Annotated in this window: 30 protein-coding genes; 13 read left to right on the top strand and 17 right to left on the bottom strand. The window is 43.1% G+C overall.

Translation table 11 applies throughout. The features are described from left to right. The 6 genes from F457_RS13850 to F457_RS0110610 form a co-directional block, all read right to left on the bottom strand. Nucleotides 1-223, bottom strand: a 223-nt coding sequence (locus tag F457_RS13850; RefSeq protein ID WP_156809443.1) for a hypothetical protein, incomplete at its 3' end; no start/stop codon positions are given. Nucleotides 224-409: 186 nt separating this feature from the next. Continuing rightward, complete coding sequence (locus tag F457_RS0110630) at nucleotides 410-922, bottom strand: 5-fold beta-flower protein (protein WP_018981125.1); 513 nt, start codon at nucleotides 920-922, stop codon at nucleotides 410-412. Nucleotides 923-1012: 90 nt separating this feature from the next. Next, nucleotides 1013-1912, bottom strand: a complete 900-nt coding sequence (locus tag F457_RS0110625; protein WP_245539151.1) for a hypothetical protein — start codon at nucleotides 1910-1912, stop codon at nucleotides 1013-1015. A 230-nt stretch (nucleotides 1913-2142) separates the two neighbouring features. Continuing rightward, the gene (locus F457_RS12940) at nucleotides 2143-2421 is read right to left on the bottom strand and encodes a hypothetical protein (protein WP_018981123.1); all 279 of its coding nucleotides are present in this window, start codon (nucleotides 2419-2421) and stop codon (nucleotides 2143-2145) included. Nucleotides 2422-2780: 359 nt separating this feature from the next. After that, nucleotides 2781-3209, bottom strand: coding sequence for a hypothetical protein (locus F457_RS0110615; protein WP_018981122.1), 429 nt, complete (start codon nucleotides 3207-3209; stop codon nucleotides 2781-2783). Between the two features lie 87 nt (nucleotides 3210-3296). Beyond that, nucleotides 3297-3737, bottom strand: coding sequence for a hypothetical protein (locus F457_RS0110610; RefSeq protein ID WP_156809442.1), 441 nt, complete (start codon nucleotides 3735-3737; stop codon nucleotides 3297-3299). Nucleotides 3738-4226: 489 nt separating this feature from the next. Here F457_RS0110610 and F457_RS0110605 point away from each other — a divergent pair, with 489 nt between their 5' ends. From F457_RS0110605 to F457_RS0110575, 7 genes are all read left to right on the top strand, one after another. Beyond that, nucleotides 4227-4754 carry a hypothetical protein gene (locus F457_RS0110605; protein ID WP_211209050.1) on the top strand — a complete coding sequence of 176 codons (528 nt, stop codon included), beginning with the start codon at nucleotides 4227-4229 and terminating at the stop codon, nucleotides 4752-4754. A gap of 6 nt (nucleotides 4755-4760) precedes the next feature. Beyond that, a complete protein-coding gene (locus F457_RS14005) occupies nucleotides 4761-5294 on the top strand; it encodes a hypothetical protein (protein WP_169584131.1) in 534 nt (177 codons plus the stop codon). A 211-nt stretch (nucleotides 5295-5505) separates the two neighbouring features. Continuing rightward, entirely contained in the window at nucleotides 5506-5913 is a 408-nt protein-coding gene (locus F457_RS0110595) for a hypothetical protein (protein WP_245539150.1), read from the top strand. Nucleotides 5914-6149: 236 nt separating this feature from the next. Beyond that, entirely contained in the window at nucleotides 6150-6686 is a 537-nt protein-coding gene (locus F457_RS0110590; RefSeq protein ID WP_156809440.1) for a hypothetical protein, read from the top strand. A 475-nt stretch (nucleotides 6687-7161) separates the two neighbouring features. Beyond that, the gene (locus F457_RS0110585; protein WP_245539149.1) at nucleotides 7162-7593 is read left to right on the top strand and encodes a hypothetical protein; all 432 of its coding nucleotides are present in this window, start codon (nucleotides 7162-7164) and stop codon (nucleotides 7591-7593) included. 194 nt (nucleotides 7594-7787) lie between these two features. Further along, entirely contained in the window at nucleotides 7788-8276 is a 489-nt protein-coding gene (locus F457_RS0110580; protein WP_018981115.1) for a hypothetical protein, read from the top strand. 160 nt (nucleotides 8277-8436) lie between these two features. Continuing rightward, nucleotides 8437-8961, top strand: a complete 525-nt coding sequence (locus F457_RS0110575; RefSeq protein ID WP_018981114.1) for a hypothetical protein — start codon at nucleotides 8437-8439, stop codon at nucleotides 8959-8961. 7 nt (nucleotides 8962-8968) lie between these two features. Here F457_RS0110575 and F457_RS0110570 read toward each other — a convergent pair whose 3' ends face one another. Together F457_RS0110570 and F457_RS0110565 are read right to left on the bottom strand one after the other, a co-directional pair. Then, a complete protein-coding gene (locus F457_RS0110570; protein WP_018981113.1) occupies nucleotides 8969-10399 on the bottom strand; it encodes a hypothetical protein in 1431 nt (476 codons plus the stop codon). 72 nt (nucleotides 10400-10471) lie between these two features. Beyond that, a complete protein-coding gene (locus F457_RS0110565) occupies nucleotides 10472-11026 on the bottom strand; it encodes a hypothetical protein (RefSeq protein WP_018981112.1) in 555 nt (184 codons plus the stop codon). A gap of 219 nt (nucleotides 11027-11245) precedes the next feature. On the opposite strand from F457_RS0110565, the gene F457_RS0110560 reads away from it, so the two are divergent. The 6 genes from F457_RS0110560 to F457_RS0110530 all read left to right on the top strand — a co-directional run bounded on the left by F457_RS0110560 (nucleotide 11246) and on the right by F457_RS0110530 (nucleotide 15449). Continuing rightward, nucleotides 11246-11812: a hypothetical protein gene (locus F457_RS0110560; protein WP_018981111.1), complete on the top strand. Its 567-nt coding sequence runs from the start codon at nucleotides 11246-11248 to the stop codon at nucleotides 11810-11812. A gap of 257 nt (nucleotides 11813-12069) precedes the next feature. Continuing rightward, on the top strand, nucleotides 12070-12471 hold the full coding sequence (locus tag F457_RS0110550) for a hypothetical protein (protein ID WP_018981109.1): 402 nt from the start codon (nucleotides 12070-12072) through the stop codon (nucleotides 12469-12471). A 154-nt stretch (nucleotides 12472-12625) separates the two neighbouring features. Beyond that, a complete protein-coding gene (locus F457_RS0110545) occupies nucleotides 12626-13627 on the top strand; it encodes a hypothetical protein (RefSeq protein WP_018981108.1) in 1002 nt (333 codons plus the stop codon). A 36-nt stretch (nucleotides 13628-13663) separates the two neighbouring features. Continuing rightward, nucleotides 13664-13987 carry a hypothetical protein gene (locus F457_RS0110540; protein ID WP_245539148.1) on the top strand — a complete coding sequence of 108 codons (324 nt, stop codon included), beginning with the start codon at nucleotides 13664-13666 and terminating at the stop codon, nucleotides 13985-13987. Continuing rightward, nucleotides 13987-14268 carry a hypothetical protein gene (locus F457_RS0110535; RefSeq protein WP_018981106.1) on the top strand — a complete coding sequence of 94 codons (282 nt, stop codon included), beginning with the start codon at nucleotides 13987-13989 and terminating at the stop codon, nucleotides 14266-14268. Before F457_RS0110540 ends, F457_RS0110535 begins: the two co-directional genes overlap by 1 nt. 161 nt (nucleotides 14269-14429) lie before the next feature. Beyond that, entirely contained in the window at nucleotides 14430-15449 is a 1020-nt protein-coding gene (locus F457_RS0110530; protein WP_018981105.1) for a hypothetical protein, read from the top strand. A gap of 5 nt (nucleotides 15450-15454) precedes the next feature. On the opposite strand, the gene F457_RS0110525 is transcribed toward F457_RS0110530, so the two are convergent. From F457_RS0110525 to F457_RS14000, 9 genes are all read right to left on the bottom strand, one after another. Further along, a complete protein-coding gene (locus tag F457_RS0110525; RefSeq protein WP_018981104.1) occupies nucleotides 15455-16957 on the bottom strand; it encodes a hypothetical protein in 1503 nt (500 codons plus the stop codon). 88 nt (nucleotides 16958-17045) lie between these two features. After that, nucleotides 17046-17492 carry a hypothetical protein gene (locus tag F457_RS0110520; RefSeq protein ID WP_018981103.1) on the bottom strand — a complete coding sequence of 149 codons (447 nt, stop codon included), beginning with the start codon at nucleotides 17490-17492 and terminating at the stop codon, nucleotides 17046-17048. 2 nt (nucleotides 17493-17494) lie between these two features. Next, nucleotides 17495-18772, bottom strand: coding sequence for a hypothetical protein (locus tag F457_RS0110515; RefSeq protein WP_018981102.1), 1278 nt, complete (start codon nucleotides 18770-18772; stop codon nucleotides 17495-17497). Nucleotides 18773-19052: 280 nt separating this feature from the next. Then, complete coding sequence (locus F457_RS13655; protein WP_245539152.1) at nucleotides 19053-19817, bottom strand: glycoside hydrolase family 19 protein; 765 nt, start codon at nucleotides 19815-19817, stop codon at nucleotides 19053-19055. Nucleotides 19818-19997: 180 nt separating this feature from the next. Beyond that, on the bottom strand, nucleotides 19998-21065 hold the full coding sequence (locus F457_RS0110505) for a hypothetical protein (protein WP_018981099.1): 1068 nt from the start codon (nucleotides 21063-21065) through the stop codon (nucleotides 19998-20000). 72 nt (nucleotides 21066-21137) lie between these two features. Then, nucleotides 21138-22112 carry a hypothetical protein gene (locus tag F457_RS0110500; protein ID WP_018981098.1) on the bottom strand — a complete coding sequence of 325 codons (975 nt, stop codon included), beginning with the start codon at nucleotides 22110-22112 and terminating at the stop codon, nucleotides 21138-21140. Between the two features lie 305 nt (nucleotides 22113-22417). Beyond that, nucleotides 22418-22960 (bottom strand): DUF2778 domain-containing protein, encoded by a 543-nt coding sequence (locus tag F457_RS0110490; RefSeq protein WP_018981096.1) that lies wholly within the window; start codon nucleotides 22958-22960, stop codon nucleotides 22418-22420. After that, entirely contained in the window at nucleotides 22961-23170 is a 210-nt protein-coding gene (locus F457_RS0110485) for a hypothetical protein (RefSeq protein WP_018981095.1), read from the bottom strand. Nucleotides 23171-23186: 16 nt separating this feature from the next. Continuing rightward, on the bottom strand, nucleotides 23187-23594 hold a 408-nt coding region (locus F457_RS14000; RefSeq protein ID WP_026294353.1), incomplete at its 5' end, for a hypothetical protein.

The raw sequence follows: 23594 nt of genomic DNA, 5'->3' as shown, positions 1-23594 counted from the left end.
TTTGTCCTCCGTTTGTATTGTATACTTTTCCATCTTGGTCTATGGCTCCGGTTTGACCTCCATTTGTATTAGTTACACTCCCACTGCCATTATTATATTGTGAGCCATCGGAAGGGATGGGGGCGTTATCATAGGTGACAATTTCCTGAGCGTGAGCAGGGTGAGTGTTGAGGAGGGACGAGGAACATAATAGAGTGATGATGAGGAAAGGCTTAACGGTCATGTCAGAAGCTCCACTTTATGACTAGGGTTCTCTTCCCGATCAGACTGCTCTGCTTATGCGTAAAGGGCAAGTTAAGGAAATGTATAGGGCAAAAGCCGTCATTTCTGTCGACACTCAGTCATTTTTTCTCTTGCTTGGCTGTCGCGATATCATGGTTCAGTCATGGTCCGCTCTGTATCGGGTCAATCATTCATCAGCTTGTCGGTTCGGGTCTAAGATTATAAGGTTCAATAGCATGAGAGCGCCAAGCGCTCGGCTGGGGGTTTGGGCAATGCGTACTCCATGGCTATCATGCACGTTTCCCTCTTGGTCTATGAATCCAATTGGCCATCCGTTACGGTCGGAGACGTCCCCGTTGTCATTGATAGACCCAAGTGGCGATCCGGAAGGCGTGTTGATGTGTCCGTCTGGGTTAATAGAACCAATTTTTATGTTGGAGTTATTCTGTATTGTTCCGTCTGGACTTATGTATCCTGTTGATGTTCCGTAAATATTTTCTATTGTTCCATATTCGTCGATAGACCCAATTTTCGATCCGTTTTGATTGGTGACAATCCCACTGCCATTATGGATTTGTGCGTTATGTGAAGGGAGGAGGATGTTATCATAGGTTACAACTCCTTGAGCTTGAGCAAGATGAGTGCTCACGAGGAGAGAGGGGCATAGTAAGCTGGCAAAAAGAACGGGATGAACGGTCATATCAGAGGCTTTACGTTATAGATGGGTTTACATTTCTATTCAGGCTGCCCTTTTAAGGCGCTTGTATCAAGGAGGAAAACCATAAGGCTTTCATGCGTAAGACGAACAATGAATCGTTGTAGCCCATTGCTCTCCTTGTGGGGAGCGGAAATCACCGAGGTAACTGATGGATGTTACCTCAAGCAGACCAGAGAAAAGAGATTTGTCTTTAGGAAGCGGTTTCGCGAATTTGGAAACACCTACTGTACTGGCGCCGTGGGGAAGAGAGATTGTATCTCGAACTTTTAAGTCCCCTCGTAATGGGCATGTGACGCTAATATTATTAACACCGTTCCATGAAGGTTGTCCAATAAGATCGCTAAAGTCAATATTTTTAACAGGCCTATCCTCCGTTTGGTCTGAAAATGTAATATGGTTTCCCAATGTCGTTATTGTCAGTTTCATACCTGTTGTCTGTTGCCAACTATCAGAACAAGCAACGCAGAGCTCTTTAAGAGTAGGATAAGAGCCAATAAAGTCATGTTTGGCGATAGGGTTTAATGTGCTATTGAACGTAATGATTGGATTATGGACGACGGAGCGAAAGGCATTCCTAATAGCGTCTTTAAGGTTATCTTTAAAAGCACAATGGATGAGGTGAGCCGTTTTTTCAGCGTCACTAACAGGGTGAGGGAGTTGGTAAGACGTAACGAAAAATGTAATTGACAACTCTGTCTGCGTCCAATTGCCAAGACTACTTTGGATGGTGCCGTGTAAGATTGTGCCGACTTGGTTGGGGTTGCTCAAGGGGAGGCCTTTTCCCATACCAGCCTTGAGGATGAGTGTATGCCCCACAAGATTGGATGCTTGGTTGATGGTGGTGATGTCGATCCCTTTGATGGTGACATGTGCGCCACCTGTTGTTCCTTCTGCAATTCCTGAATCATTTTGGGTAAAGCTGAAAGAAATCTCTAAAGCCCCAGGATCGACTATGTCGGTGGGTGCACTCATCTTAGGGTAAGAGCCCGACTGCGTGTTACGGGGGACGTGGCTAGAAAAATGTAGAATGGGTTTGGGAGGAACGGCTATTTTTTGAGGGAACAGGACACTTCGTGCCGGGACAGATTGATGTTGAAGAGGAGAGGAAGGCGGCGGATAAATAGATAGATCATAATAGCGCATGAGATCATTCTCTTAATGATTTTCTAGGAAATAAAGGCAAGTGACTTTTTGGTACGACATCACAATGTAATTTCAAAAGCGCTATTATCGGCGCGATAGACAATTTTTGATGTGCTGATGGTGCTAATGAGGTTGATGTCGTTGGTCATGGGTGAGCCAATGAGAGGGCGATAAAGCCATGTGTCGCCTGAGCTGTTTTGAACACGCATATACCAGCGTTCCGCGGCCATGTTCCATGTGAGAGAGAGGGTGATCAGTCCTTCTGCGATGGACGTTTGGCATTGAAAGGGCGGGGCGCTTTCATAGTCGGGGGTGAAGGCAATAATCTCGGTACTCATAGGGCAGTTGTCCTGGCATGTCGGAAAAAGGGATTACTAAGAGAATGAACGATGGGGAGATGAGACAGGGGATCTGGCGACCACTATGGTGCCGCCTAGGGACGCCTTGGTAAGGGGAAGGCTGGGTAAGAAGTTGTGAGAGGGCTACTCAGACTGTGGCTGCTGATACATCATGCGCGTGGTGGGGCATTGGATGAGCCTACAGATGCGCTGCTAGAAGCTGTCGTTGGATCGTGAGTGGCGTGCTGATGGTGGGAAGCATGAGCACACGCTGCCATCTGCCTCAAAGGCTCTGTTGAGGCCGTAAGAAGGATTAAGGAGAGCAGTGGCGAACGTCGTGCTGGGGGAGGAAGGCTGCGTTATGGCGCGTGGTGAAGCAGCATGAGGGCGCCAAGAGCTTGATTGCCCGCGGAGCCAAGGTAGCTTCCGATGGAATCATGCACGCTGCCATCAGGGCTGACGACACCAATCAAGTCGCCACTTGGGCCACGAACAGAGCCGTCGCTATTAAGGCTACCCAGATAGCCTCCATTAGCGTCACGCATGGAGCCATCAGGGCCAAAGGTGCCTAAGTATTCCCCGTTTGAGCCGATAATAGAACCGTCACGTCCAAGATGACCGCGATAGCCGCCTTGTGCATTGCGAATGACCCCATCGGGGCTAATCGCTCCACGATAATTCCCGTTGGGCCCGGTAATGGCACCTGTAGATTGAGCCCACGCAGAAGCGCTGCCAGTAAGAAGGCTGGTGCTCAAAAGGGCTGCTATAAGAGGGCGTGTGGCCAGCATCGCGGTACTCCGTGGTCTCCCTATGACGTCTTTCTGAGCTATGATGCTTTGGGGCTTCTGTCAACGCGGGAAGGTAGAGCGAAGACGTTACGGGGTATGCTGCAAAAGCATCCATGCGGCTAGGGCAGGGCCTGCTGCTGTACCGCGATAGTGGCCATGAGGATCGTTCATTGTGCCATCAGGGCCAACGTGACCAAGCAAAACACCATGAGCGCTGAAGACAGACCCGTTTGTGCTCAGATTGCCCAGATAATTCCCATTAGGGCCACGGATAGACCCGTCGCGATCCATATCGCCGAGGGTGTTGCCATTGAGCATAATGATAGAGCCCGTGCGGATAAGAGCGCTTCGATAGGCGATAGAGGCATTGCGGTGATTAGCGCTCGGTCTGACAACAGTGCGGTCATCCGTGTGTGTCTGAGGAGCGATTGGGCGTGCCTGCGCTGATAAGAAGGGTAAAGCGAGAAGAAAGGTCGCTGTGCGTAAAGGGGGCCAGACAGAACTAAAATAAGAACGCGCATTTAACATCAACAAGAACTCCATAGAGGTCTATGGAAAGCGCTGGTGCTTCTTGATGTCAAGGGAGATGGTCTGTTCTTAGAAGGGGACAGGAGCGCATTATATCGATACGAGATGATCGAATTGGACGCTCAATAGTGCATCTTATGAACGGGCAAGCATGCGCTGTTAGAGGGCTCAAAAATGTGAGGAAGGTAATAAAATAAGCACTCTATCCTTTTCTATCGTAAAATGAGCGGCAAGTCAAGAAATGAGGTCGTTCTCATAACCGTTAAGGTGCCCTGTCTTTCGTGTGAGCGTGTTGATGCAGTCGCTGGAGAATGAATACTGCGCGCGTATAAGCATAGTCCCTACAGCATGCTGAATGGTTGACGGTGTGTGTTGCTTGCCTAAAGGTGAAAAAGATTGGGGATCGTGACAAAGGAGGAGACGGCGATGGGTGTATGGAAAGGAAAATGTGTCCCGTTAATGGGGGTATTGATGGTCATGGTGCCCAGTTTGGTGCGGGCTGAGGAGACCTCGCCTCCCACACCGTTAACGGAGGATCAATTTAAAGAAGGTATGGGGATTGAGGTACAGCCATTAAGTGGATGGGAGGCGCCTCCTCTTTTACCAAATTGGAAAGGGCGTTTTTACGAAGCAGCAGGGCCGATTATGGATGCATTAGCGCAAAAGAATACAGACGCTCTTTTGCTTGTGCCATTTTATTGCTTTCGTCGAGAAACCTTTAAGGTTTTTACGCAGGTCATGGATGATTCGGAAAATCTCGATGATTTTAAGGAAGCATGGCAGGAAGTACGTATGAAAGAGTTACAGAAATGTTACTTAGAATATGCTTATGTCTATCAAACCTTTGCTAAAGATTATCAAAAAGAGAACATTTACATGGATTTTTTCCGTAGGGATGCTGACCAGAAGCTAGAGCTTTATAAACAGCTTCTTTTTCCAGAGATTAAAGATCAAGAGTTTCTGGAGACGCACCTGATTCCAGAAATGAAAAAAATCATTGAAGGCAGCCAGCCGTAAAAAGCGGTGCGTGAAAAGGAAAGAACAATGAGTTTTAAGAAAATTTTCCTCTCTGCCATAATGTTGGGGGTATGCGCTCCTTTCTCGTCTTATGCAGATGAGTTTTACCAACCCCCTCATTGGGAAGAGATGTTTGATCCTGTGTGGAAGGTCATTCGTCATACCCATGATACCCAAGGTTTAATCCGCCAGGTGGGTGCCTGCTATCATGACGAGTTAGCGCACATTGATCAGCAAACGCCTTCTAGCCAGAAGGATTATCTTCTGCATAGACGTCAGGCGATCATGAGCAGTTTGATGCTCAAGTCCTGCTATATGGAAGATCTCTATTTAGAATATCAGCTAAACTATATAGCTGAACGTGATCCTACGTCGAAGGGGCCGTATGATGTGAATATAAGATATGAGGAGGGTTCGCCATTTAGAGACCGCCTCGTATTGTATCGCTCTCTTTTGTTTCCTTCCTTTAAGGAGCAGAAATTCATTGTGAAAGCGATACGCATAGCGTCCCCTCCTCATTATCCGTCTCCGTCTTTTTAATGAGCAAGTGCAGACTGTTTGAACGAGATGGATATATCTTGCCCGGCATGAGGCGTGATGATGTCGGGAAGAAGGGGAGTAGGTTATGCAGGTTTGGGCCAGATGGATAGTTGTGTCACTGTTGAGTATAGGGACTGCATATGCCGGCCCTAGTCATGGGGCATCTGCAACGTCGCAAGAGAAAGCGAGAATTGCCAAAGCATATCGTGAAGTGTCCGCAACAGTATATTGGAAGGGTGTGGTCGGGCTATGGCATTTGGTGGAGCGATGCTACATGACGACTGTTCGGAATACGACGGATGGAAAGTGGGATCAGAAAGGGCATAGGGTCCAGCAGCCGTATCAGGACCAAGCGCGTGTGTGCTATTTAGAGGATATTGCTACGACAAAGCTCGCCCATAAATGGCAAGCTACCCGTAAGGACGTCCCTCTTTCCTATCCAAAAGATGATGCAAGCTTATGGTTTTCCGATAATGAAGCGTCGTTGAGGTTTTTATTCTACGGGCTGCTCTTATTTGATACGACTGAGGAAAAGGACGCGTTTCTTAATCCAGAACTTCCGAAGTTTCTTGCTATTCCTTATACCTATCATCATTTAAGAAAGCGCAAGAAACATTAAAAATTTGATGCAAAGCGAAGACTGTTTCTTACACTATATCTTGGTGAAGACTGAGTAAGAACAGCTCATATAAGAAGTGCCCCAATTGAGGACGAGTGGAGGGGAGTAATGGGCGCGCAAGACGGCCTTAAGGCGTGAAATATACCATGGCTTTTTCACAGTGGAGAGGAAACGTTGATGTTAGAGTGCGTTTGGTGTGTGAGTGAGGGGTGAGTGGCATGAAGGAATATTTTAAGGTGAAGCCCGTATATCGTGCCGTGGGGCTCCTTCTGGGCTTGGTGGCGAGTAATGGCGCATGGGGAGAGGGTGCACCGTTTGCGGATGGACCGCTCCGCATGGCTGGACCGCGCGTGGATGGGCCGCTTTCGCCCGGAGTATACCGTGATCCAGACGAGGTGAACGTTGAAAATCGTATAGAGCGTGCGGTTGAGAACGGGGGACTTTATGGCCTTCGAGAAGACGTCCTAGAGTGCTATCATAGCAATATGCCGCCACTTGCCAGCATGAAGGGGGATATGGATAAGCAACGTGAGGCTATTAGCAAAAGTGTGGGTTTAAAATATTGTGCTCTGGAAAATGAAAAGGCGTTTGATTATGTGTGGAGCCCTGGAGACAGTATGCCCCTCCCACATGATGCCATTCATTATTGGTTTTACGGGGATCTCTCTACTACGAGACTTTACGCATATGAAATGCTTTTTTTTGTAAACTGGGATCAAGAGATAGCGTTTATGCACGGTAAATATGAAATGCATGACCGCCCTTCTTTTTAGTGAGGCAAGATAGTTGACATTAAGTTGACGGATAGGTCCTGACCAGTTTGCTCCCGTTGCTCTTGCGTTGCGAGGTTGGGGTCATTTTCATGGGGTTGACGTAAAAGAGAGGGAAGGGGTGGGATAGGGCGTGCTGACGCTTTATCAATATAAGGGTCAAAAAAGCCATTATGGATCCCTTCTTTAAAGGAATAGTATTATCTTGTGCACGAGGTGTATCAAGCCGCGCTGAAATAGATTGTCTTTTTTGTTATGGGAGTGAGGACTTATAAATACATATAATTAGATATTTTCCCTAACCTTGTAAAAAGATGACGTTCTTGTTTTTCGTGATATTGAGTGTGATGATGCTCAGAAAGAGGAGGAGTAGGCTATGTATAGGTGGGCGCGATGGATGGCTGTGTCATTTTTAAGTATAGGGACTGCATATGCCAGTCCTGGTCATGTGGTGCCTCCTATATCGCATCAGGAGAAAGTGAGAATTGCCAAAGCGTATCGTGCAGTTTCCGCTACGGCCTATCGGGAGGGCGTGGTTGGACTGTGGCATTTGGTAGAAGAATGCTACATGACGACCATTCCAGATCAGCTAACGGAAGAGCTGGATCGGGAGAACCATAGGTTCCAGCCATATCGAGACCAAGCGCGCGTGTGCTATTTAGAAGATCTTGCCACGACAGAACTCGCCCATAAATGGAAATATATCCATAAGGACGTTCCCCTTTCATATCCAAAAGACGATGCAAGCCTATGGTTTTCTGACGAAGAAGCGTCGTTGAGGCTTTTATTCTACGGGTTGCTTTTATTTGATACGACTGAGGAGAAGGACGCATTCCTTAAGCCAGAGCTTTCAAAGTTTCTTGCTATTCCCTATACGCCTCGTCACTCAAGAGTGCGTGGGAATCATTAAAAATTTCATGCAAAAAAATGCTATATCTGAGCGAAGGTTGAGTAGAACAGTTCACCCAATGAGCGACGAGAGGCGGAGAGCGATGGGCGTAGAAAAACAGTCTTAGACTGTGAAATACACCACGACTTTTCTCAGGGTGGAGAAGAAGCGTTGATGATCGTTTATGGCGTGATGTTGAGTGAGGGACAGATGGAATGGTAGGGCATCTTAAGATGAAGCACATGTTTTGTGCCGTAGGGTTCCTTCTGGGCTCGATGGTGAGTAATGGCGCAAGGGCGAGTGACCTGCCATCTGGTGATGATGCGGATGAGATAAAATACAGGATTATCAATGCGTTCAATAACGGAGGGTCTTATGCTCTTCGGAAAGAAGTCTTAGAGTGTTACCACCGCAACATGCCTTCTTTTGCGGGGATGGAGAATGATATGGCCAAGCAGCGTGACGCTATTAGAAAAAGCATTGGATTGAAATATTGTGTATTGGAATATGAAAAAGCAGGATTTTTTATACGTAAGGATGAAAGAGAGGAAAGTCCGCCTAAAAGGCAAATTGCTTATTGGTTTTATAATCACACAGCGTATCAGAGTACAGGTTTGTATGAGCGCCTTATATTCTGGGGTATGGAGTCTCAACAGCATTTTATGGGGGATCTGTTCATAAGAAAAATTGATATGTGGCCTTAGTAAAGGCCTAGTGCAATGTCCTGTGTTTGACGTAAAAAACACATCAAATCTCGTCTCTTCTGTTGTGAGAAAACGATAGAGAGGTGGAGGTTTTGTGTGCATGCAACGATGACATGTTGCTGATATATGGCGATGTGATTTTAGGTGAGGGAGCAGTTGAATGAAGGGGAAACATAAAATGAAGCACATGTTTTGTGCGGTAGGGTTCTTTCTGTGTTTTATGGTGAATAATGGCACATGGGCGAGTGGCACAGCTTCTGATGCTGAAGCGGATGAAATAGAAAATAGGATCAGAAGTGCTGATAGGTACGGAGAGTCTGTTTATGGAGAGTCTGCTTACAGAGGGTTTTATGTTATTCGAGAAGAAATCCTAAATTGTTATCACCGGAATATGCCTTCTTTCTCTGGCATGAAGAATGATATGGCGAAACAACGTGACGCTATTAGGAAGAATGTTGGGTTAAAATATTGTGCATTGGAAGCCGAAAAAGCAAGTTATTTTGTAAATGCAGTAATGATTCAGCAGGAATCTGAAGATTCTAGAACGGGAATTACGAATTGGTTTTCTGATAAAACAGCCTCTCAAAGTACAGATATATATGAGCGTCTTATCTTTGGAAGTACGGATGCCAGCAGGGACTTTATGGGAGATAGCTTCACAGGGAAATTTGAAATGTCACCTTAGCGATACGTTAGTGTAATGTTGTTTGTTTGAAGTTAAAAGACATATCAAGACCTGCTTCTTCTTTTTGTTTTTGATAGGCTCCTTGGTTAACCCGTTTTTTCTCAATGTCATCATACATTGTTGAATGAGGGGGAGATTCTATTTGTGGAATGGGCCGTGCAGCAATTTTATCAATAAGACTATCAAAGGATCCATTTTTAATTCCTTCATTCTTTGTGATTTCTTTCATCATGACTGCAAGTTGTTGATTATTAAGGCGTCCAAAATGCTGTTGTGGCTTCACGTGCATTGCGTTTGCTACTGTTTGGATATATTTTTCTGTATCGTTTTCGGTTAATGGGGCGAAAACATTCAGTACATCATAAATTGTATCTAACATATGTGTTGTTTTCATCACGGTCTTCCCATTGGGAAGTTTGTGAGGAATTTGGTAGTCATGATCCGGCCGATACTGATTATAAAGTAAAAGTTGCTCTCGTAGAGCTTCTACGCCATCTTCTTTGTTTGAAAAGACGGCAAAGGGTACAAGGTCGTTACTTTCGAGCTCAGGAGATGCATGTGTTTGATGATTAAAACGGAGGTCTCCTGGATTATTATTGCGGGCAGGTTCGTTTTCATGAATTCTATGGATATATTCTTGATAATATAAGAATTTTTCGATTGGATAAGTTGAAGGGTCAATCCATTGTGGGTAGGAGGCTGCAGGAAAAGCCACGGCATGATTCAGCTTGTCTTTGGGAATGTTAGGTTTCGGAGGAACACTAGCTGCTGGTTTATAGGAGGGAATAACGGATAAAGGCGGTGGAGATGCATCATAAAGCTGTGTTGCAGGGTTTTCATATGAACCTCCATCAGAGGTGGAGAGCCCCATTTTTGTAAGGATATTTTTCAGATCAGGCACCGTCGGCGCGGCGGGCATATTGCCCCATAAAGGGGCTTTCTTTTGCCGATAGGCGTTAAACCGACGCCGAATATCAGTCTCGAAAGAATACTCTAGAAATGCGTTGGGTTTGTAAAGTAAATACATACCAGAGGGCTTGCGATCTGGAGAGGGATCCTTCTTGCGGAGGGGAGCAAGTGTGTTTTGTTGTAATTCTAAATGATCATTTCTGTATATAAATGCACTATTTATATAGTGGTAAAAGTCTGGATAGCGTTCTTCGTCTTTTGTCAGGAGTAGGTCGGCATGAGGTTGATCAAAAGCTCCAGCTAGAGCCCTAATGTAAGCACGATGCAAAAGATAATATCGTTCTTTTTTAATGAAATCTGGTTCTTTTTTACCTTTAGGTAGTTTTTCAAAAAATGAACGTGTCATTGGGTCATGATGAAGGTTCTGTTTCTGTTCGTTAAAGGCCTTTTCGTAACGTTCTGCTAATAATTTTGATATGTCATGAGGGGAGGGGATAGGATATGACACGCGCACGATAATGAGCGACACTGTCGAAGTCGCTTTCTGAACCCAAGCTTTCTTTGAAGCCTGGGCCAGAGATCCAGTCGAAAACAGCCGCGATTATACTGTTGCTGTCTCGCCAGTAGCGTCGTCCTTCGTCGAGTTCCGCAAGGAATCGAGGTACTGAGTAGCAGTTAAGGAGGAAGTCTCCACGTCTCTGAGCGAGGTCAGGAAGCGTAAAAGAAGTGTTTTCCTTCTCTTCGGCAGAAGGGCAGAGGCGGCAATAAAAAAAACGAGGATATTCTCAATATCATAGCGGTCGTCTTCAGTGATCCATCCTTTTTTCTCGGCTGTGGCAAGAGGTACGGGTGTAAAACCTTCCGATGTTGCCCCGATGAAAGTGGCATTGCGACGAATTTCTGCCATGACGGCATGATATTTTTCTAATGTGCTCGCATCACCATCTTCAGCACATTCTTTTAATGCTAGAGAGGAAACCGCAACAGCTGCTGAGATAGCCATGTTATCGCTTTCAAGAACACTCCAGGTGCGTGCAAAGAGCTTCCAGCATTGCTCAAACGCGTCACGTGAGAGAGGCGGGCAATGGACATGACCGCGATCATCGCTCAGTGGAACGACCAAGTTTAGCGCTTCGTTGATAGTAACAGATGACATGATTATTTTCCTAAAAGAAAGTATAAAGGGAAAGATCTAGTGGGGTACGACACACATCATTATGGTGCTGTCGTTTAACAGAGAACCTACAGCTTGTTTTTCTGAGAGATGAGATGTGCTGCTGATACGGAGGTTGTTTTTTCGCATGTCACGCGTGACGAAACGATTAGGGCTGTGTAGGGTGCCCGAGGGTTGTTGTCTGGCAGTTGAGGGAACGAGATGCGGAAGATCGTGCAGGCCTGTTGGGGTATCGTTTTGGTTGTGGGGTTGGTTTGCGCGGTTGTGTTGCTCCCAAAGGTGCCATTCTCTGCTCTTTATGAGCTTCCCTCTGTGCAAAAGACAATGGCTTTTGTGTGTCTGACCTATTTTGATGTCGTAGGTGGCCCGGGCTCCCCTGAGCATGGAGAGCGCATGATACGGGAGGCCAAGGATGATTTGCTTCAGCGATATCAATCGGGGGAGTTAGCGTCTCATATTGATAAAGAGATGCGCCGCTGCATAGATGAGCGCATTGTGCGCCATAGATTATCCGAACGTTATGACGCACAAAAATGTTTCATAGAGTGGCGCACGGTGCAGTTGGATATAGAGGGGAGTGCAACTAATGATAAGATATTTCGGATAGGAAAAGATGAAATTTCATTTGCACCGTCTAGTTTTCTAGCTGATATTTTGTTGTTTGACACGAAACGAGAAAGGCTCTGGGCGACGGCTTATGCACCACAGAAAATAACGGAGTTCTTTAAAACGATTATTGCAAGCGATACGAAAAGGGCAGAGCGATGATTAGGGAGATTTTGACAGAGAGTTGGAGCTTAAAAAAGAGATGGATCCTGTTTACAGGAGGATTATGTCTTCTCATGCTTGTCTATCACGGGAGTGCTGTGGTCGAAAGCACATATATTTCTGACTTATACTGGTCGTATAAAATATCTCCTCCTCCCAAGGCAGATCGTCTTATGGAAGACGCGGCCAGCGATTTGATTAAGAAGATTAATGTTTCTGTGAATGAGTTAAGAGACACTAATATTGATGAATAACAGATGGTTTATAGTAATGTAATAGAACACGATGGTCCATCATATATTGAATATATTTATATGGATATGAGAAATTATATTATTTCAGAGGATGTAGGATTCTATGAAAAGAAAATCTGCTTAATGAATGAGTATGCAATTGAAAAAGAGGTGCCATCCTCTTATGATTTTGATATATATACAGAATTGCACTATGGAAATAATGATTATGTACCTTACTACGGGCGGAGTAATTACCCAGGAGATGATAGCGGTAGTGGCATAAGCGTAGGACTTCCTTTTTCCGTTATAGAAAGCGATAAATTGTATAAGAGCTATCTCAATCAAATGGAGTTACGCTGGTTAAAAACGCAAGGTGAAAAAGAAATTTGGCGGCGTGTTCAGGAAAGATTTCAATGGGACTAGCCGCGTCATGCTGTGCGGCTAGCTATGGCAGACGCAGAAAAATCTTGTCCTGTCATATTGTTGATTTGGATAATGATATGCCAAGGTTAGATGGATCCATTTGGGTGTTTTTTGAAGGTAGGTTAGACATTAAGGCGTAGTATACTGTGAGGGAATGTTTGTGAAACATATTGTAAAAATTGTATGGAGCTTATTATTTTTACATGCTTCTGTGGCTTATGCGACGGGGGAGGGTGTACCGGCACAAGGGGAGCGGATGATACACGAGGCTGCTCAGGACTTATCTCGACGTTATAAAGAAGGGCAGTGGGCGTATGATAGCGCTGTTGATTTACGACGCTGTATTGATGAGCGTGTTATGCGTCATAAAGCAGTTGAGCGTTATGACGCACAAAGATGTTTTATAGAATGGCGTACCATTCAAAACGATATATTAGATGAAGCTTTAGGGAGAAATCATTTCCTGAGTAAACCCAATAGCCCTACTCCTTTAACTGCTCTTGGAGATATTATAGTTTTTGATTCAAAATCTGAGCGGGTATGGGCTACTGTAGATGCACCTCAGAGAATCATGAATATTTTTCTTATGCTGAATGGTATTAAAAGTGTCCGTACGGAAAGTATATCACATAACACTGATGATGAAATAAATTTAAATAAATATATTGTCGCTCCTCCACATGCACCAGAAATGATTGAGAAAGCGTCTGATAATATCATTAAAAATATTGTCAGAAAAGTCACACCTTTGGATGAAAAGAACATGGGTTGTGATTATGATGAAGAAGAAGATAAGGTTGATGGCATAAAAGAGGAAAAATATTCTATGAGACTTCATGCATACTGGTATCATGTCAATAGTAAAATTATGAATTCAAAAACTGATAATAAAAGGAAAGATATATATTTTTTAGAAATAGCATTTCTTCGAAATCAAATTCCATCTTCATATGATTGGTATATTAGAGAAAATGTTGATTATAATAAAAGCCATTTTTTTCATGTGCCAATAACCTGTTTTTCATGTGGTGAAAGCGATTTCTCTTTTATAAAAACGTATATTGTTCCTCTTTCTTCTCCTGAAATAGAATGGGCTGAGACACGTGGGGCTGAGGAAGTTTGGAAACGTGTTCAAGATAAGCTTCGTTGGAATTAGTCACATTAAACCATAGTATATTGTGAGGGAATGTTTGTGAAACAGATTGTAAAAATTGTATGGGGCTTATTATTTTTACATGCTTCTGTGGCTTATGCGACGGGGGAGGGAGTACCGGCACAAGGGGAGCAGATGATACACGAGGTTGCTCAGGACTTATCTCGACGTTATAAAGAAGGGCAGTGGGCGTATGATAGCGCTGTTGATTTGCGGCGCTGTATTGATGAGCGGATGATCAGTCATAAAATGTCAGAGCGTTATAATGCCCAACGATGCTTTGTAGAGTGGCGCACTATCCAGCTCGGTATTTTACAGGAAGAAGATCGTATGGAGTATCCTAAGAAAAGAAAATTTGCCTAATGAATGAGTATGCAATTGAAAAAGAGGTGCCATCTTCTTATGATTTTGATATATACTCAAAACTTTACTATGGTCACGATTACTATGTTCTTTATTATGGGCAAAATAATTATCCAGGAGTTAATATTAGCAGCGTTATAAGAATAGGACTCCCCTTTTCCCATATAGAAAGCGATAAATTGTATAAGGGCTATCTCAATCAAATGGAGTTACGCTGGTTAAAAACGCAAGGTGATTCTTTGCTTTGTTGGCGTGTTCAGGAAAGATTTCAATGGGACTAGCCGCGTCATGCTGTGCGGCTAGCTATGGCAGACGCAGAAAAATCTTGTCCTGTCATAGTGTTGATTTGGATGATGATATGCCAAGGTTAAATGGATCCATTTGGGTGTTTTTTGAAGGTAGGGTAGACATTAAAGCGTAGTATTTTGCGTGGGGAAGTTTGATGAAACAGATTGTAAAAATTGTATGGGGCTTATTATTTTTACATGCTTCTGTGGCTTATGCGACGGAGGAGGATGTACCGGCACAAGGGGAGCGGATGATACAGGAGGCTGCTCAGGACTTATCTCGACGTTATAAAGAAGGGCAGTGGGCGTATGATAGCGCTGTTGATTTGCGGCGCTGTATTGATGAGCGGATTATCAGTCATAAAATCTCAGAGCGTTATAATGCCCAACGATGCTTTGTAGAGTGGCGCACTATCCAGCTCGGTATTTTACAGGAAGAAGATCGTATGGAGTATCCTAAGAAAAAAACGTATTTTTCAAGAAAGCCCTTCTCACCGGATCCGTTAACTTCTTTAGAAGACATTTTTCTTTTTGATACAAAATCGGAAAGAGTATGGTCAACGGTCAATGCACCTCGAAAAATTATGGATTTATTTCTTCATAAAGATGGTGCTGTATCCGCTGATATTGAGACATCTACCCATAAACGTTCGATTGCACCTCATACAGGATCAAAGCGTGTTGCGCCACCTGATGCTTCAGATTTAGTGGAAAAAGCTGCAGATGATATCATTAAAAATATTCATACTTATGTTACACCTTTGGAAGAGAGGGAGAAGAAATGTGATTATGATGAAGAATTTCCTGATTTTTACAATAATAAGGAAAGAAAGTATTCTCTGAGGATAAGAGAATTTTGGATGAATTTAAGTGACTGTATTACAGAGGATAAAAAAGATCAGGAACATAATAAAAAAGATATATGTTTTGTTGAAATGTCAACGTTGAGAAGATTTGTACCAGACTCATATGATTGGGAGATACTAGATAATATTGATTATAGTAAAACTCATTATTCCACTATTATCCCAGAGCTTATGATGAGAAGCGAATTAGAGTTTTATGAAATAGAGCATTTTTACGTAAATTTACCGGAGAATGAAGAAGAATGGGTTGAAACGGTTGGAGCAGACGAGGTGTGGAAGCGTGTTCAAGAAAAGTTCAGGTGGCATTAATTGTGTTAGGTAGTACGACTAGCCACAAGGGAGTGGGAAAGGTCCTGCCCGGTCATATTGTTTACTGTGAGCATAATAGGTCGATCATCAATGATATATTGTGGTGTTTTTTGTGCTTCATTTATATTGGTATAAGCAGAAATTAGTCGTGGTTTTTCTGATATAATACTGCGCGCAGGATGTATTTTATCAATATCTTTATTTGTACGTGAATGATATTTCGTTTTCCGTGAGTTAGAAAGGAGCTCTAATGTGAAACCCTCTAAGAAGGGAGGCGGAAGGGGGAAGTTCTTTTGTTCATCTTGAGGAGTGGATAGTTTTTTCCCTTTTTTTTCTTTATTGTTTCTAGGACTGACAATTCCTCCTGGTAACGCTGTTTCTTCCGTTATTAATGGAAGGTATATTAATAATGTTGACGTATAAAGTTTCCATAATCTTTTAATATTATTGTTATCATCATGATATGGGGTAACATGTTGTAGTGGAGGAGATGGAGTGTCCCCATTTAACATAGAATTGTGTTGATCATGATTAGGAACTAACCGTTTGGTTGGAGTGGAAGAAGAAAGATTTTTATCCTTATATTTTTCTTTTGATAGAGTAGAACTCTCATTGTTATCTTTTCGGTCTTTTTTGTCGTCCTTATTTTTAATGGGGGTATTGCATACGGCATCTTTAATTGTTGAAAGAGCAGGTATAATAGATCTTGCAGCGAGGTCAAGTATAGCATAACCGTATCCACCAGAAGAGGAAGTTTCTTTATCAAAATTAAGGACGTCGTTATCCTTATCTCTTATTTCTTTCTGAAGGTATACTTCTGCTTTTGATAGCATCTTATGCCCATTTTTTGATTTCTCCGTATCAATCATCGCCTTGGTGCGATGGATGGTTCTATCTGTTTCTTGCATATGTTGTAAGACAATATCATCTACTTGAAGACGATGCTGTGTTTCGTTAAGAGAAGTAATCGTACGTTCCAATTCACCTTTAGGTAATTTTGAAAGACTACGAGCAATGTCTCGATAATACCCATATGTATCGAATCCGAGATCTTTGAAGCTATTTAATGCATTATCTTTATGTTCTTTATAATATTCTGGCAGTCTACGAATGATAGCTTGAGATATTTCGTTAACATCATTATTTTTAAAGTGTTTTTTGTCAACTCCTAGTTTATTAATCAGAGTATTTTTTGTTTTTTTGTCTTCGAGAGAGTTATTAGCGAGGGTAAAGATGAGTTTGGGATCAAAGTAGCCGCCCATCTCAGTTTTCCACGACTGTAGGGCTCCTGTAGAAAGGTTGGCGACATTAGCTGAAGTTCGTAGTTCTGTACCAAATGTTGCAAGATGTGTAACTTCTCCACCTAAGCTGCCCACTTGTTCCTTTAATCCGTTTAGATAATCTAGAATCTTACAGGTATTGATATACGACTTCCCATTTAAAGCTGAAAGGGTTTCATCTTCTTTGGAAGGAAGTTCAGAAAGGGAAGAGTTAGAAGAGGAAGTCATGATTTTAGTGGTCTTCTGGAAAAGCGAGCGAAGCGGAAAGAGAGGGAAAGACAGCGGTGCAAGGCCGCTGTCTTTCGTAAGCTATGGGTTAGGACAAAGACCAGAGATCGCTGTTGATGATCTCGTAGCCAGTGAGTTCGACACTCCACTTGGCCATTGTGCCGTTGAGGTCTTCTTGAGGCTGTTGTGTAATAAAGCAGTTGAGTACTGTACGATCATCCTGCACTGGGCTATCGCTGATAATGCGCACTTGGCCGAGATAGGAGTTCTTTTTGACCTGTTTGAGCCATTCATTAGCTAAACCTTGAGCGCGGTTTAGGTTAACGGTAATTTTGACTTGTTGTTTGGCTTCTTGACTTCCCACCATGCCGGTCATCGTGTCGATCATTTTGGTGGTGTCACCAGTTGGTGCGAGATGAATACCTTCTGTGGAAAGAAAGTCTGACGTGACGTTCAATGCAGAATTGGAATCAACAATTAGAGAAGCCCGGAGACGGTTAAGAACGCCCTGAGCCGTTGCGGGATTAATGGCCATGATTAAGCTCCTGTAGCCGCTTTGGTGGATGACGTGGCGGTCTGGCCGCTAAAGTCGATTGCGAGGTTGAATGTCAGGCTTGTAAAGCCGCGTACGGGCACGACCGTGGCGGCAAGGCCGTTATAGGTGCCTGTTGTATAGTCGGATGGGTTGGCGGTGATGTAGCTGTTGAAATCGGTGGCTTCCAACGTGTACTGAGCCAGAATGCAGCCGCTGGTTACGGCGCTGTCCAGCGTTTGCTGAGCGCGTGCGGTCAGGCGGTTAATGCCTTCCTGGCTGTACACCAGAGGGCGCATTCCCGGCTGGCTGCCTTCAATGATCGCGTTAGCAAGCTGGAGTTCAACATTGATAGAGCACCAATCCGCACCATACCAGCCAGACATGGTGTCGCCATTGCTGAATGTGCCCCAGAAGAGGATGCTGCCTTCCACGCCACCTTCATTGGCTGTGCCCGCAAAGCCGATATTATTGCGTTTGAGGTCGGCAAAGTCTGGCCCATGTCCAGCTTCCGTCCATGGGGTAATGCCTGTGAGCTGGCGGAAGCTCATTGGAGCAAGGCGGTTTAACCCGCTCGGGCGTGCATTACAGAATTGTGCCGCGACGGCTGCTGCAAGATGTTCTTGCGCTGTGTTGGCGGCTGTTGTGCCCTCACGCACGACGGAACCCGTATATTCGGCACCGTAGAAGGTGGATTTCTGGCCGACGCCGTTGATGAGCAGTTTTTTGTAGCCGTCTTTATCCCCACACAGGAAGAAATAGACACGGCCATCTGAGCTGGACTGGTTGGCGAGGAAGGAGGGCAGATTAGGGTCATTCTGTGCGCCACGTGGTAGCACATAAGCGTAAAAAAGCTGCGGATATGTTTCGGTAAACTGGCTTAACGCGCTTTCGATTGCCGTTGCCGCAATCTGACCAAGTTCCAGCACCCAGCAGCCGACTGTCGTATTGGCGAACCATGACTGCGCCATGGCGGTGAGTTCGGTCATGGCGGCTGTGTTATCGTGAGCGGAACCGTTTGAACCGCCTGCATCGGGAGCAGAGCTGCTCGTGTTGCTTGTGCTCTGAGCGACAGGTGGGTTTTCGTTGGACGTAGAGCCAGCGACCTGTGCCGTATTGAACGGAGCCAACAGGGCCAGCACGTCAGATAGGGAGGACGCTTCAGCTGTTTGTCCGGCTTTGAGGGATGTTGCGCCGAGGCTCACTAAGCAGGCTTTCTGCTGAAGCAGGTTCGGCATAGCGCCACGAATGACGCTTTCGTTAATGGTAACAATATTAGGCATGAAAGTTCCTTTGAGGGGCTGTTTCAGAAGGCGGCAGAAGGACTTCATGAGCGTGCATAGACGCGCACGCGCAGCGCGTTCTGCACGCCTTGTGAGACAGCCTGTGCTAAGAAAAGGGGAAGGGATTAAGTTCTGGGATAGTCGTGTCGTGTGTAATGTTGGGTGGGTGTTGTGCGCGTCTATATGAAAGTAAATTATAAGGTAAGCATTTCATGCATTGATTAATAGATTTTGATGATACAATATTTATTATCTAAAAGTTTTTGTGAGAACGAGATCATTATTTAATGATGTTTTCGTCATAAAATTTTTCGTAGTTTTTCTCAATTTTATCAATATGATCGAGAGTTTCAGATCTTATTTGGACGTCTTCAGGTCTTTTGGCGCTACTATAGAATTTTTGATTTGCAGAGTTCCTCATTTTTCTTATTTCACTCATATGTTTTTTTATCTCTTGAATTTCGTTTCTGTTCTCTTTTGTATCGGGTTGCTTTTTGTCCATATAGATGCGTTCTCCCAGTGAATAATTGGGTAAACTTTTAATGATGTCGATAGGAGATATCTCAACGTAACGTTGAACCGTACTACTATTTAAGAGTCCAAGTATATCAAGTGCGTGGAGATAGCAATTAAGTCTTTCTTCTAAACCTAGGGTGTTTGTTCCATTGATAGCACGAGAAATTTTGTAATTTATATCATTGATGCTTTGAATACTATTGGTGTTTACTTGATCAGCAATGGGATTAAGCCGAAAAGCATCAGAGAAGAGGTAAGCTGCAATTTTCATGCCAATGGAAGGGGTTTCAACCATTTCTGGATGTTCGGTTAGAGAGGGATCACCAATGGCGATTCCTGCTCTTCTATAGTTTTCACGTCCCGTAATTTGGAGGGGGCCGCGTCCACGAAATTTATGTCCATCTTCTGGATAGATGTTTCCATTTACAATAAGAAACTTACCGTTTTTCTTTTTAAATTTTGGAGCGAGCTCTTTTGTTTGAGAGAGATTCCCACTTTCTTCTGAAACCTGAGAAAGAAAGACTGCAATACGTTTTTTGGTATTAATGTTAAATATGGAAAGTGTTTCGTTAATATTTAGATGAGAGTGGATTTATCGAGGAAAAAATATGGAAGTATATTGATATTTTCTCTCTTTTCCTTCGTTGGAAGAGTATTGGAAATATAATGGTGATAATTTTCTATTTCTGGAACTAAAGTATCTACTTTGTTAAAGTGAAATGGAAGTATGTCGCGGTTTATCCCGTCCTTTTCCTGTAATAACCCCTCCTACCGTTCCTTCCATTCTATCAGAGATGTCATAGGATGGGATATCGGAGGCGTTATGATCTCTATAAAAACGATTTTCCCACCATGCATGAGTCATTGAAAAAATGGACACGCTTACATGTTTATCGTTAAAGTGATAAATATATCCTTCTTTTGGATCTTCACTAGAACCTAAACTATTATATGAAAAATTTTCATGGGCTGGACTGTTATTGTGCGGAAAAATATAGGAAATAGAGTTGGGTTTACCAAAACGATAATGCCAGCTTGTGACATCTGCACATAACGAGGCATAACCTTTTGGGGTTTCCCCACTCACGATAATTTTTTCTGTTGGTGAACAAAGAGAAGGCTGCAAGCGATCTTCTGGAGGACGGAGGTCAAGCGGGATAGAAAAATGGGATAATTGAGAAAAAGCTCGATAAATAGGAGGAATACCTTCGTCTGTTGATACATAAAAACCTATCGGAGAAGGTAAATGGAAAGAATTTGGGTGAGACGATAAATCTGGAAAGTTGCTGAGCATAAGCTCAGGAGATTGCTGCCAACTTTTCATACCTCCTGGAGAAGAGCGAATAAAAGGCATGTCTTGCGAAGGATACGTATGATCAAGACGTGTGATGGTCACTCCTGATACTTTATTAAGAATATTGCGTTTTCTTCCCCAATGAGTGGCTAATCCATCGAATATAAAGACGGCCGTAGTGCGATCCACAAAAGCGTAAGCGGTTCCCCCAAGGTTATGGCCATACTGTGAAATTTCCATATGAAAATATGTGTCAGCTGGCTTGTTATCGCGGGGAAAGATATAAGTGATATGTCCCGGCTCGCCAAAGCGATAATGCCATACGTTGTTTAGTCCAGCACAGAGGGAAGCAAAGCCCCGTGGTGTTTCGCCATTAATCACCACTATTTCATCAGATGTGCATAACGTAGGGAGAGCTGTTGCATGAGCTTTATGGAAGGTAAGAGAGGCTACACTCAAGGCCAGTAAGATCAGTGAACGCATGGGGGGATGAGAGCCCTTTATGACATCGTTCTCGCACTATAGCGTTTATAGAGCCGTGCGGTAAGAGAGGACTTACGAGGAAGGAACGGTGCGCGTATTGCTCTTAAGGGTCATTTTAGCGTGTTCGATAAGCTTGAATGCACAATCGCGTGCTGTGTTTTGGATATACATGACATCGAACTCTAAATGTTTCATCATGGAGAGTGCTGATATTTCATCAAGAGTGCTTTTTTCATCAACAATGACGGGTATATTTGTAATACCAAGAGTATCGGGGTGCAGGAGTGCCCAATGGCGGATATAATCACGAATATTGGAGGCTTTTTGGTGGGGAAGGCCAATAAGGGTGAGTTTAACCTTTTCTGTCATCATCTGTGTTGAAGCGCCTGTTGTGGGGTCGACGGTCCCTAACCCTACAGGTTGAGCGCTGTGGGGATCGTTATGAATGATGATATACGGTGGTTCTTGATTGTCTGGCGAGCTAAAACTTGGGAAAATAGGGACATCTTTGGGCCAAGGGCACCAGCCTAACGCTGGGCTACCGATATGCGGAAGAGCAAGAAAAATGGGCAAAGATGAGCTGATAACAGGATGGTAATCGTCTAGCTCTGCTTCTGTATGGATAAATTGGCTTCTGAAGGAGGGGGGAATACTTTCTGCAGAGTAATGGAATAGAGCGGATGGTTGATAGCTTTCTTTTTGAGCGCCTATTAGGAATTCAAGTCCATCTATTATTCCAACTAAAATATAATTAGAATCTTTTTGATGGAATTTGTTTATTTTTTCAGAGGTGGATAAAACTATTTGGCTCAGGTCATAATTTTGATATTCATTTTTTGTATTTCGTGTAGAAATATGCAAACTCCCAGGAATAGAAAATTTATTCTCGGTTTTTATCCAGAATAAGAAACCATCAAGGGGAAGAGTTATCTTTCTGTACTCTTGGAAATATATTTCTCCACCATAAGAAATATTTGATATAGCTCTTCCAAGAGATTCTCCGAGTGGCGTTTTGTTATTATTTATTTCATAAGAGGGAATTGTCATTTTACTTTTCTTTCATTATTAATTTATAAAACTTTTTGTTAAAAAAAACGACAGTTGAAAATCCGAATATTATACTATTTCCGAAGGAAAATAGTATTAAATTAGGATATGTATTTTCATATGAGTCGCTGCCATCACCAATATGAACTAAGGAGAATGTTATGTTAATAAAATGAGATATTATAGAGTAATCATTGCCATGAGGTTTTACTTCTATAATAAACAATGACCAAGAAAAAATAAAAAAAACAATTATTGCTATGTCTACAATCACGCTAAAAGCGAACAATAAAATAATTATTTTTTTATTTAACATATATTATTCCGTAGTATCTTATATTGGTTCCAGGAATGATTTGACGATTGTCCCTATGACGTAAAAGTTCTTTCTGTAAAAAATACGCGTCATCTGCATTCGGTAAGGTAAGACACCCGATAGAGGAATCATGGAAGCCATGTATCAGTTTGTCAATAGTTACTAATATACCATGACCTTGGGGATGTAGACGAAAAGAGCTACGTTTTTGGCCATTGATGATTGTTTGGTCATCAATTTTATCGTCCTTGCGATAGAGGGCGAACCACATATTAGGGTCAGATCCCATAAGATATTTATCTAACAAATCGTGCAAGGCTTGGCGAAACCCTCCATGAGGACGGTCGACAATATAGTATGTCCCTTTTGGTAGAGGACCAATTTTTTCCTGGTCTGTTTTACTCGGGTCGTTAAGTGCATTATGAGCTCCTGAGAAGGCTTTGAATTTTCCAATACCTGTCATGTCTAATTCGGACATGGGATTATTGTTTAGAATGAATGATCCTTCTGGAATTTTATTATAAGGGGGCATTTAATTAATCCATTTTTCTGATAATCGCGTAAAATTCTTACTTTCTATTTTTATTTGAGAGAAAAAAGCCGCAATAGATTTTGGGGTCACTATATTATATTTAGAGAGCAGCGCATTATATTCGTTGAATCCTTTCAACTTATTTTTTAGTGAAGGGTTTTCTGTGAGTTTTGAAAAATGATCTTCTGATAGAACAATTTTATTAGACATTTATCGAACCTTTTTATCATGGATAGGGTAAACCCTCATACTGGAACCCCAGTTTCTTCATTTTTTTGGGAACTACAAAATCATCATCATAGCTCTTTAACTTTTCATTATGCTGTAAGTGAATAAGAAAAGCAGAAGGGTCATCGAGTGAGTTACTTATATCAATAGTATTTTTCAGAAGAATTTCTTTAATAATATGATGGTTTTTACGCTGTATTAAGCCAGCTATCTCGCCCAATGGCAAATAGTCGTCTCTATTATCGAACACATGGAAAATGGTTGTTTGAATATGATGGTCTGTAAAGCCATAGACGACGCCATCACCTCTGGTGGAGATGACCTTTACGCGGGAAAATGAGAAGTTTTTGTAAGGTGGACTATTATCGGCAGGAAAAATATAGGTGAGATGGTTAGGAGTCCCGGT

Source organism: Saccharibacter floricola DSM 15669 (assembly GCF_000378165.1).
GTDB lineage: Bacteria > Pseudomonadota > Alphaproteobacteria > Acetobacterales > Acetobacteraceae > Saccharibacter > Saccharibacter floricola.
This window is presented reverse-complemented; position numbering and strand designations above follow the sequence as displayed.

Excerpts from the sequence above, each read along its gene's own strand:
- F457_RS0110500 (WP_018981098.1), bottom strand. The coding sequence starts at position 22,112 with ATGACAATTCCCTCTTATGAAATAAATAATAACAAAACGCCACTCGGA.
- F457_RS0110615 (WP_018981122.1), bottom strand. The coding sequence starts at position 3,209 with ATGCTGGCCACACGCCCTCTTATAGCAGCCCTTTTGAGCACCAGCCTT.
- F457_RS0110610 (WP_156809442.1), bottom strand. The coding sequence starts at position 3,737 with ATGTTAAATGCGCGTTCTTATTTTAGTTCTGTCTGGCCCCCTTTACGC.
- F457_RS0110550 (WP_018981109.1), top strand. The coding sequence starts at position 12,070 with ATGGTTTATAGTAATGTAATAGAACACGATGGTCCATCATATATTGAA.
- F457_RS0110545 (WP_018981108.1), top strand. The coding sequence starts at position 12,626 with ATGTTTGTGAAACATATTGTAAAAATTGTATGGAGCTTATTATTTTTA.
- F457_RS0110560 (WP_018981111.1), top strand. The coding sequence starts at position 11,246 with ATGCGGAAGATCGTGCAGGCCTGTTGGGGTATCGTTTTGGTTGTGGGG.
- F457_RS0110520 (WP_018981103.1), bottom strand. The coding sequence starts at position 17,492 with ATGGCCATTAATCCCGCAACGGCTCAGGGCGTTCTTAACCGTCTCCGG.
- F457_RS0110525 (WP_018981104.1), bottom strand. The coding sequence starts at position 16,957 with ATGACTTCCTCTTCTAACTCTTCCCTTTCTGAACTTCCTTCCAAAGAA.
- F457_RS12940 (WP_018981123.1), bottom strand. The coding sequence starts at position 2,421 with ATGAGTACCGAGATTATTGCCTTCACCCCCGACTATGAAAGCGCCCCG.
- F457_RS0110530 (WP_018981105.1), top strand. The coding sequence starts at position 14,430 with ATGAAACAGATTGTAAAAATTGTATGGGGCTTATTATTTTTACATGCT.
- F457_RS0110565 (WP_018981112.1), bottom strand. The coding sequence starts at position 11,026 with ATGTCATCTGTTACTATCAACGAAGCGCTAAACTTGGTCGTTCCACTG.
- F457_RS0110490 (WP_018981096.1), bottom strand. The coding sequence starts at position 22,960 with ATGCCCCCTTATAATAAAATTCCAGAAGGATCATTCATTCTAAACAAT.
- F457_RS0110630 (WP_018981125.1), bottom strand. The coding sequence starts at position 922 with ATGACCGTTCATCCCGTTCTTTTTGCCAGCTTACTATGCCCCTCTCTC.
- F457_RS0110515 (WP_018981102.1), bottom strand. The coding sequence starts at position 18,772 with ATGCCTAATATTGTTACCATTAACGAAAGCGTCATTCGTGGCGCTATG.
- F457_RS0110575 (WP_018981114.1), top strand. The coding sequence starts at position 8,437 with ATGAAGGGGAAACATAAAATGAAGCACATGTTTTGTGCGGTAGGGTTC.
- F457_RS0110580 (WP_018981115.1), top strand. The coding sequence starts at position 7,788 with ATGGTAGGGCATCTTAAGATGAAGCACATGTTTTGTGCCGTAGGGTTC.
- F457_RS0110485 (WP_018981095.1), bottom strand. The coding sequence starts at position 23,170 with ATGTCTAATAAAATTGTTCTATCAGAAGATCATTTTTCAAAACTCACA.
- F457_RS0110535 (WP_018981106.1), top strand. The coding sequence starts at position 13,987 with ATGAATGAGTATGCAATTGAAAAAGAGGTGCCATCTTCTTATGATTTT.
- F457_RS0110505 (WP_018981099.1), bottom strand. The coding sequence starts at position 21,065 with ATGCGTTCACTGATCTTACTGGCCTTGAGTGTAGCCTCTCTTACCTTC.
- F457_RS0110625 (WP_245539151.1), bottom strand. The coding sequence starts at position 1,912 with ATGAGTGCACCCACCGACATAGTCGATCCTGGGGCTTTAGAGATTTCT.